This window comes from Corallococcus llansteffanensis, assembly GCF_003612055.1.
Lineage (GTDB): Bacteria > Myxococcota > Myxococcia > Myxococcales > Myxococcaceae > Corallococcus > Corallococcus llansteffanensis.
On record NZ_RAWB01000456.1, the window covers coordinates 1 to 8059 of the forward strand.

The 8059-nt window shown below is 69.4% G+C and carries 9 protein-coding genes; 7 read left to right on the plus strand and 2 right to left on the minus strand.

Annotated features, from left to right (window positions below; translation table 11 throughout):
* The first annotated feature begins 260 nt into the window (after positions 1 to 260).
* Together D7V93_RS31730 and D7V93_RS31735 are read left to right on the plus strand one after the other, a co-directional pair.
* Positions 261 to 1436 (plus strand): ATPase, T2SS/T4P/T4SS family, encoded by a 1176-nt coding sequence (locus tag D7V93_RS31730; protein WP_120646945.1) that lies wholly within the window; start codon positions 261 to 263, stop codon positions 1434 to 1436.
* An 87-nt stretch (positions 1437 to 1523) separates the two neighbouring features.
* Positions 1524 to 1859, plus strand: a complete 336-nt coding sequence (locus D7V93_RS31735; RefSeq protein ID WP_120646946.1) for an immunity 53 family protein — start codon at positions 1524 to 1526, stop codon at positions 1857 to 1859.
* 162 nt (positions 1860 to 2021) lie between these two features.
* Here the strand turns inward: D7V93_RS31735 and D7V93_RS31740 are convergent, their stop codons facing one another.
* A complete protein-coding gene (locus tag D7V93_RS31740; RefSeq protein WP_120646947.1) occupies positions 2022 to 2891 on the minus strand; it encodes a class I SAM-dependent methyltransferase in 870 nt (289 codons plus the stop codon).
* Positions 2892 to 2919: 28 nt separating this feature from the next.
* Entirely contained in the window at positions 2920 to 4326 is a 1407-nt protein-coding gene (locus D7V93_RS31745) for a GspE/PulE/PilB domain-containing protein (protein WP_120646948.1), read from the minus strand.
* A 148-nt stretch (positions 4327 to 4474) separates the two neighbouring features.
* On the opposite strand from D7V93_RS31745, the gene D7V93_RS31750 reads away from it, so the two are divergent.
* The 5 genes from D7V93_RS31750 to D7V93_RS31770 form a co-directional block, all read left to right on the plus strand.
* Positions 4475 to 5446: an SPFH domain-containing protein gene (locus D7V93_RS31750; protein WP_120646949.1), complete on the plus strand. Its 972-nt coding sequence runs from the start codon at positions 4475 to 4477 to the stop codon at positions 5444 to 5446.
* Positions 5447 to 5472: 26 nt separating this feature from the next.
* Positions 5473 to 6393, plus strand: coding sequence for a diacylglycerol kinase catalytic domain-containing protein (locus D7V93_RS31755; RefSeq protein WP_120646950.1), 921 nt, complete (start codon positions 5473 to 5475; stop codon positions 6391 to 6393).
* A gap of 393 nt (positions 6394 to 6786) precedes the next feature.
* Positions 6787 to 7209 carry a PTS sugar transporter subunit IIA gene (locus D7V93_RS31760; protein ID WP_120612770.1) on the plus strand — a complete coding sequence of 141 codons (423 nt, stop codon included), beginning with the start codon at positions 6787 to 6789 and terminating at the stop codon, positions 7207 to 7209.
* 33 nt (positions 7210 to 7242) lie between these two features.
* Complete coding sequence (locus tag D7V93_RS31765) at positions 7243 to 7728, plus strand: PTS sugar transporter subunit IIB (RefSeq protein ID WP_120612769.1); 486 nt, start codon at positions 7243 to 7245, stop codon at positions 7726 to 7728.
* Between the two features lie 4 nt (positions 7729 to 7732).
* Positions 7733 to 8059: PTS sugar transporter subunit IIC (locus D7V93_RS31770; RefSeq protein ID WP_208723221.1), on the plus strand; the 327-nt coding region annotated here is incomplete at its 3' end.

Genomic DNA, 8059 nt, shown 5'->3' on the forward strand with positions numbered 1-8059 from the left:
GGGAGGGCTCCTCCGCGACCGAGGCGCGGGAGCGCCGGGGACTGACGGAGGGTTCGGTACCGCCAGGCGGTTCCTTCCGGTCCGGAGGGCTGCTTTCGGTGGGCCTCTGCCACAGCCGTCGCAGCGCGTTGGTGAGACGCCTGAACATCAAGCGATGTTACCCAAGCGCCTGCTGGAGGGGAGCCCCCATCACGGGGCTTTCTCGCTCGCTCACAAGGCAGGCTTGCAGCCGGAGCGGGCCGTGCCATCGTCCCCGTCCCATGACGAACCCGAGCCCGAAGCCCGTGCCGCCCTCCACGCCGGAAGTCGTGTTCGCCAGCTTGCTGAAGCACCTGGGAGAGGCGGGCCGGGCGCCGTCGGCAGCGCCCGCCTCGCCGAAGACGCCCGAGGTGCTGGCGGCGGCCCTCTTCGAAGTCGCGGCGGGCACGGGCGCGGCGCTGTTCTCCGTGTGGGCGGCGGAGGACCCCGACGAGGACGGTGACGAGGCCGGGGACGGTGACGAAGCCGACACGGAGGGGCCAGGGACGCGGATCAACGCGGGCATCACGTTCTTCTTCATCGCGGAGGATGGGCCGGACCGGGTGGGGTTGCTCGGCGCGGAGCGGGTGCCGGTGCGGCAGCCCATGTCCTACGCGTTGTATCGGCCGTTGGGGCAGGCGTTGGCGGCGCATGCGAAGCGGGGTGCGGATCCGAAGTTGCCCCTGCGAGGCAACGTGTCGTTCCCGGCGGGCGCGGCGGATCCGGACCTCGTGTTCCGGGTGAGCTTCCGGGACGATGACCTGGGCACCTGGACCACGGCGCTGGCGAGGAACCGTGAGACGCGGAAGGCGTTCCCGAGCATCGCGAGCCTGCCGCTCGCCGCGGACGCGGGGTCGTTCCTGGAGACGTACTTCCGGGAGTTGAACAAGGCGCTGTTCAGCGGCCAGTTGGTGCTGCTCACGGGAGCGGCTGGAACGGGCCGCAGCACGACCCTGCGGGCCCTGATGGACGCGCTGCCCGACAACGTGCACGCGCTGGCGGCGGTGGAGGAGCCGAAGGGGGGCACGGGTGGTGCCATCGGTATGGTGCGGGTGGGCAAGGAGCTGACCGTGGCGCAAGCGATGCGGTCGTTCCTGCGGCAGGACCCGGACCTCCTCTTCGCGGACGAGGCGCGCACGCTGGAAGACGTGCGGATCCTGTGCAACGGAGCGCTCACGGGCCACGGCACGGCCTGCGTCCTGGATGCGAAGACCCCCGAGGACGGCTACGCCTGGCTGACGGAAGCGATGCCGGGACTGCCCCTGATGCCGCTCATCGTGCACCACACGCGAGACGCGGCGACGGGCACGTTCGCGATGACGCTCCACGAGACGAAGCCCACGGAAGACGGCACCGCGCAGCAAGTCGTGCCGTGGGCTCCTGCTGGGGGAGCCGGGGTGGGGACGGCGCCACGGTGACGAAGCAGGCGGAGAAGTGGTCCCCACGCCACACGTGAAGGAGGCCGGAGTGAAGGGCGTGCGCCCTGCGAACCCGGACGAACTGCCATGACCTCGCATCGGTCGTCAGATGGATTGGATCTGCTTCATCGCCTACAGGATTGGTACGTTGCTGAATGCAACGGCGACTGGGAGCACTCCTTCGGCGTCAAGATAGAAACACTCGATAACCCAGGGTGGATGGTTACGATTGATCTGTTGGAGACGCGCTGGAGCGATCTTGAACTGCCGCGTCAGGTTGTGGAACGTGCTGAACGAGACTGGGTGCAGACTGAAGTCACCAAGTCCCAGTTCATCGGTTGCGGCGGTCCACGAAACCTGGACGAGATTCTCCAGGTGTTCTTTTCAATCATCGATGACCGAGGTCGACAAGGAACGTCGTAAGGCCCGGAGCGCACAACCTCACCTTCCGCCCCACTCACCCTCCCCGAGGGCTCAGCCCGCCTGAACCGGGCCAAGGTTGTGCTCCAGCGCCCAGGTCCTGGTGAGTGTCCGCCGGGGCACGTGCAGGGCCTGGGCGCTCTCCCTCCAGCTGACGTCAGTGCGTCATCGGCTTGAGCCTGCATCCTGGTCAGTCGTAGGCAGCAGCGTCGCTGTCAACTGACGCATGCCCCACCGGCAGGGCACGGTGCCATCCGCACGTCGCAGCGGCTCCACGGCCTGGAGGAACGCGGCTTCGAGCGAAGCCTGTGACGATGGAGACAGGCGGTCCGCGTCATACGTCGTGCGGACGGAATCCCAGACCGAACGAGGCTCCCCATCGCTCTGGACCACAAGAGACTGGACCGCGACGTCCGTGAACCCATCGCGGAAGAGTTCCTTCAGTCCCTCTTCCGAGCGGACACGCGGGTCGCCCAGCTTCATTGGCGGCTGGGCCTCCGCGGCCAGCAGGGGCTTCAAGAGTCCCAGGAACAACTCGAACGCCTCGCCCCGCACGAGGTCTCCACCGACGACCACGGACACCGTTCCCCCGGGCTTCAGCACGCGCCGGATCTCCGCGAGCACGGTCTCCACGTCATCCATCAGCATGAGCGCCAGGTGGCTCAGCACGACGTCAACACTGGCGTCCTCGATGGGAAGCGACTGGGCCCGCGCGTGATGCAGCGTTGCCGCGCCCCGCAGTCGGGCCTGGGCCACCGCGAGCTCGTGCTCACTCATGTCGAGCCCCAGCAACGAAAGCCCCGGCTGCTGCCGCTTCGCGAGCAGCTCCAGCAGATACCCGTCACCACACGCAAGATCGAGCACGACCCGCGACCGCGCATCCCGAGGCACGGTCTCCACCAGCAGCGCGTAGGTAGAGGGAAAAGTCTCTCCACCTCGTTGCACGGGCGCGTCCGCGAACCAGCGCGAGGTCACCCCCGCGAGGCGACCATGGAAGTCGAGCAGGTACGACTCAGCGCTGGAGCGGGAGGACATGGGCGAGGAGCCTGCCGGAGCGAAGGAATCAGCGCTTGGGCTTCTTCTTCTGTCCCGCATTCGTGGCATCGGCGGTGAGGCACAGCACGGAGTACAGGTTCATCGTGTAGACGCTGTTCTCCGGCTCCAGGTCCGCGGCCTTCTGGAAGAACGCGGAGGCGCGGGTGTAGTCGCGCTGGTGGTTCAGGACGATCATCCCCATGCGGTTGTAGAGCGGCGCGGGCTGGGGCAGCAGCGCGATGCTGCGCTCCAGCAGGTCCAGCGCCTCCGCCATCTTCCCCGCGCGCTCCAGTCGGACGACGCGCTGAAGCACCTCCTCGCGAGCATCCTCCGAGCGGGGCGGCGCGGCCGGTGCCGCCAGCGCTCCGCCCAGCGTCACCGACGGCACCGGCCCCTGCGGCCGCACCGTTGACGCGAGGGCGCCGGAGGCCGGTGCCCGCCCTACCTGGGCGGTCGGCGCCGGAGCAACGGGTGCAGGCTCGGGGACACGCGACCCCTCATAGGAACCCCCGACCAGCACCGCCTCCGCGGAGGCCAGCGTGCCCACCAGCTTCGTCACCCCGCGCTCCGACAGCGACTCGAACAGCGCGCGCAGCTCCACCTCCGTGACCTGCGTGATGAGCGCCATCTCCGCGAGCGTCGTCCGCCCGTCCACGAACGACAGCACGTACGCCTCGAACGGACTGAGCGGCTGGTTCGCGAGTCCCAGGCCCGCCGTGATGACCGGCCGCACCGGCGGCCCCCCGGTCTTGGCCTTCGCCTGGAACGACACCACCCGCGTCGCCTCCTGCTGCGGAGGCCGGGGCGTCCCGCGCGCCCCTGTCTGTTCCGGCTGCGTCAGCAGCGCCCGCACCAGCGACACGTTGTCCCGGGGCGGCAGGTCCTCCACGCTCCGCACGAGCAGCAGCTCGCAGCGCGCGCACTGGAAGTCCCCCGGCTTGCTCGTCGCGCCGCAGTGCGGACACAGGTGGTCCTCCGGCGGGTGCTCGAAGGCCTGCGGGTCCGCGTAGTAGTGCTTGCGGATGGCGGCCCGGATGGACCTGCGCAGCGCCACGAACGGCAACACCTGCGCGACCCCCACCGTCCACGCGATCTCCTCCAGCGCCCGCTGACGCTGCGGCTCGGAGATGGCCACGTACAACACGTCCTGCGCCAGCCGCAGCGGCATGAAGTCGAAGCCCTCCGCCAGCCGCACCGGCACCCGCTCCACCAGCGCGGGGTCCACCTTCGCCTGCGCCAGCTTCTCCGTGGACACGAAGCGCGTCTTCAACTCCTGCGCGAGCAGCCGCAACACTGGCGTCTCGTCCACCCCCAGCCGCACCAGGCACTCGCCCAGCTTCTGACCCGTCTCCTGCTGCCGCGCGAGCGCCCGGGACAACAGCTCCGGCGTCAACACCCCGTCCAGGACCAACTGCTCCCCGAGTTTGCGCGTCATGCCCCCGATTCAAGGACGCCCGCGACCGCCCGTCCACCCACATCCGAGCGGTGAACCCCGATTCCACATTCCGTGTTGCAAAAGTGTACGAACGACACCAAGATGGTGTCATAAATACACGAACAGGACGCAGCGAGGGGGAGCACCGATGTTCTTCGGATACATGAAGTCGACGCCGACCACGTACGTGATGCAGTACCGGGACGGGGAGGTGGTCCGCGAGGGGGCGGGCCTGTCCTTCCTGTACTGGAAGCCGGCGACGACGCTGGTGTCGGTGCCGCTGTCGAGCGCGGACGTGCCGTTCGCGTTCAACGAAGTCACCCGCGACTTCCAGCCGGTGACGCTCCAGGGACAGCTCACCTACCGGGTCGAGGAGCCGCGCAAGCTGGCGGGGCTCCTGGACTACTCGGTGACGCCGTCGGGGCGCTACCGCTCGGAGGACCCGGAGAAGCTCGCGGACCGGCTGGTGCAGGCCGCCCAGGTGCGGGCCCGCGCGGTGGTGCAGTCGCTGGGGCTGCGCGAGGTGCTGGTGCACTCGGACGCGCTGGAGTCCAAGGTGCTGGCCGCGCTGGCGGACGCCGAAGCCGTGAAGGCGCTGGGTGTGCAGGTGATGGCCTTCTCCGTGCTCTCCATCCAGCCCACGCCGGAGATGGCCCGAGCCCTGGAGGCCGCCGCGCGCGAGGGACTCCAGCGGGAAGCGGACGAGGCCATCTATGCCCGGCGCAACGCGGCCGTGGAGCAGGAGCGGCGCATCAAGGAGAGCGAGCTGGCCACGGAGCTGGTGGTGGAGGAGCGCCAGCGCCAGATTCGCGAGGCGAAGATGTCCGCGGACATCGCGGTGGAGCAGCAGCGCTCGGCCCTCATGGAGCGCTGGGCCGAGAACGAGCGCCAGGCCGCGGACGCGCGCGCGTACACCCTGGAGAAGACGCTCGCGCCCGTGAAGGGCATGGACTGGAAGACGCTGCTGGCCACGTCCGTGAACGGCGGCGACCCCGCGCTCAACATCGCCCTGGCCTTCCGCGAGATGGGGGAGAACGCCGAGCGCATCGGCGAGCTCAACGTGTCCCCGGACCTGCTGCGCTCGCTCCTGTCCAGCTCGAACTCCAACGCCAAGCGCTGAACCCCTGAACCGAGGAGAGGCACGCCATGTTCGAGAAGGTGGTGCTCGTCACGCGCAAGACGCGGCTGTCGGAGCTGGTGGTGCGCTTCAACACGAAGAAGCAGGCGAAGTTCTACGTGGAGCGCGCCGGCCAGGACTTCACGGGCTTCGAGGCGGAGGACGACACCTACCGCCGCGCGGTGGACGCCCTGCGCGCGCAACTGGACGTGGGCCTGCCGGTGCAGCAGGTGGACCGCTCGCTCGTGCCCACCTTCCTCTTCACCGGCAAGGAGCTGGTGGTGGCGGTGGGGCAGGACGGGCTCGTCGCCAACGTGGCCAAGTACGTGGGCGACCAGCCGCTCGTGGGCGTCAACCCGGACCCCGAGCGCTTCGACGGCGTGCTCCTGCCCTTCCTCCCCGCGAAGGCCCGGGGCGCGGTGCTGCGCGTGCTGGAGGGCAAGGGGCACTTCCGCCAGGTGCAGCTCGCGGAGGCGCGGCTGGGCGACGGGCAGCGGCTGCTCGCCTTCAACGACCTGTTCATCGGCGCGCGCACGCACGTCTCCGCCCGCTACCAGGTGCGCTACGGCGGCAGGGAGGAGGCGCAGTCGTCCAGCGGCGTGCTCGTGTCCACCGGCGCGGGCTCCAGCGGTTGGCTGTCCTCCGTGTTCGCCCTGGCGCGCGGCCTCACCCAGCAGACGGGTGGGGTGCCGGGACAGCCGTGGAAGCTCGGGTGGGAGGAGGCGCGGCTCGCCTTCGTCGTGCGCGAGCCCTTCGTCAGCCGCCACTCCAGCGCGGACATCGTCGGCGGCTTCGTCACCGCGAAGGACGAGCTGGTGCTCGAATCACGCATGCCCCAGGGCGGCGTCATCTTCAGCGACGGCATGGAGGAGGACTTCCTCACCTTCGGCGCGGGCGCCACCGCGCGCATCCGGCCGTCCGAACAGCGGGCCCGGCTGGTCGTGCCCTGAAGGGCACCCGACGCGACAGGTCCCCGCCCCTCCTTGGCGTCCTGAGTGCCCCTCGACCCGTGTCCGTCCGGGACGTTGCGTTCCCGAGCCTGGTCGCCTTCCTACCCGGCGAGCGGGAACGGCGCCTCGTCCCGGAGGGCACGCATCATCCCGGGGCACCGCGCATCTCTATGGGTGTGGGGGGAGCGCGCCCGTCCCCCCGTCCGGCAGACGACATCGTGTCTCTTCCCCGGACCTGAAATTCCAGGCATGGTGAGCGCAGTCGCCTTACCTTCGAGTCGAAGTGGTTGGGGTAGTGGTCCCAGGTGCAGGCGGAAAACTTCGCCGGAGTTGCGTGACGTCGTTGATGGGCGTAGGAACGCAAAATCTCCGGGGGGTTGGTCAGGGGTGATCATGGTCGGCCTCGTCATCGCATCGCACGGACGTCTCGCGGATGAGCTTGTCTCTACCGCCGAACAGATCGTGGGCAAGCTGCCCGCGGTGGCGACTTGCAACATCGAGCCGGGGGCCCCTGTCGAGGACCTGCGCGCCAAGATGAAGCTGGCCGTCAAGACCGTGGACGAAGGGGACGGCGTCATCATCATGGCCGACCTCTTTGGAGGTACGCCCTGTAAGGAATCGCTGATGATGTGTCAGCGGATGAATCTGGAAGTCCTGGCCGGCGTCAATCTGCCCATGCTGCTGAAGGCCAACTCGCTCCGTTCGGAGCAGATGGACCTGTCGGACATGGCCAACCAGCTGGCGTCGTACGGCCAGCGCAACATCACCTGTGCGTCCGCCCTGCTTCGCGAGGCCCAGCAGCAGCCGCGAACTTGACGGACCCGCGCGGGTCGGCGATTCGAGACTGCCGTGATCACCCTGGTCCGCGTCGACAACCGCCTCATCCACGGCCAGGTCGTCGAAGCCTGGCTTCCCCACCTCAAGGTATCCCGCGTCGTGGTGGCGGATGATGAGGCGGCCTCCAGTCCCCTCATTCGCGCCGCCATGGCGCTCGCCGTCCAGAGCGCCATCGAGGTGCTCATCCTCCCCCTCGCCCAGGTGGACTTCGCCGCCCTCTCCAAGGACGGCGTCCGTACCCTGGTGCTCCTGAGGGACGTCGCTTCCGTGCCGTTCGCCTTCCAGCACGGGCTGGTGATGGACCAGCTCAACCTGGGCAACGTGCACTTCGGCACCGGCCGCCGGCAGGTGTCGCCGTCCGTCTTCCTGGCGGAGGGCGAGCTGCAGGCCCTCCAGCAGCTCTCCGAGCAGGGCGTGCGCGTGGAGGCGCGCGCGGTGCCCGCGGAGAAGTCCGTGGACCTGCCCGACCTGACCGAGCGCTGGTCGAAGGCCGGGTGAGCCGGTGAACGTCGGCTGGACCCAGGTGGCGCTCGCGTGTCTCTGGGGCGGCATGGTGGCCGTGGAGCGCAAGGCGTTCCTGCAGGCCATGCTCTCCCGCCCCCTGGTCGCCGCCACGTTCATGGGCGCCCTCCTGGGAGACGTGGGCAGCGGCCTGTCCGTGGGCATGCTCCTGGAGCTGTTCTACCTGGGCACCGCCAACCTGGGCGCCTCCCTGCCGGAGAACGACACGCTGGCGGCCACCGGCACCGCCGCCGCCGCCGCCACGCTGACGGCCGCCACCGGCGCGGGCTCCACGCCGGCCATCTGGTCGCTGGCCGTCCTGCTCTTC

What these genes read in the sequence shown, in the direction of transcription:
- D7V93_RS31750 (WP_120646949.1), top strand. Translation starts at nt 4,475, where the DNA reads ATGTTCTTCGGATACATGAAGTCGACGCCGACCACGTACGTGATGCAG.
- D7V93_RS31755 (WP_120646950.1), top strand. Translation starts at nt 5,473, where the DNA reads ATGTTCGAGAAGGTGGTGCTCGTCACGCGCAAGACGCGGCTGTCGGAG.
- D7V93_RS31730 (WP_120646945.1), top strand. Translation starts at nt 261, where the DNA reads ATGACGAACCCGAGCCCGAAGCCCGTGCCGCCCTCCACGCCGGAAGTC.
- D7V93_RS31740 (WP_120646947.1), bottom strand. Translation starts at nt 2,891, where the DNA reads ATGTCCTCCCGCTCCAGCGCTGAGTCGTACCTGCTCGACTTCCATGGT.
- D7V93_RS31745 (WP_120646948.1), bottom strand. Translation starts at nt 4,326, where the DNA reads ATGACGCGCAAACTCGGGGAGCAGTTGGTCCTGGACGGGGTGTTGACG.
- D7V93_RS31735 (WP_120646946.1), top strand. Translation starts at nt 1,524, where the DNA reads ATGACCTCGCATCGGTCGTCAGATGGATTGGATCTGCTTCATCGCCTA.
- D7V93_RS31760 (WP_120612770.1), top strand. Translation starts at nt 6,787, where the DNA reads ATGGTCGGCCTCGTCATCGCATCGCACGGACGTCTCGCGGATGAGCTT.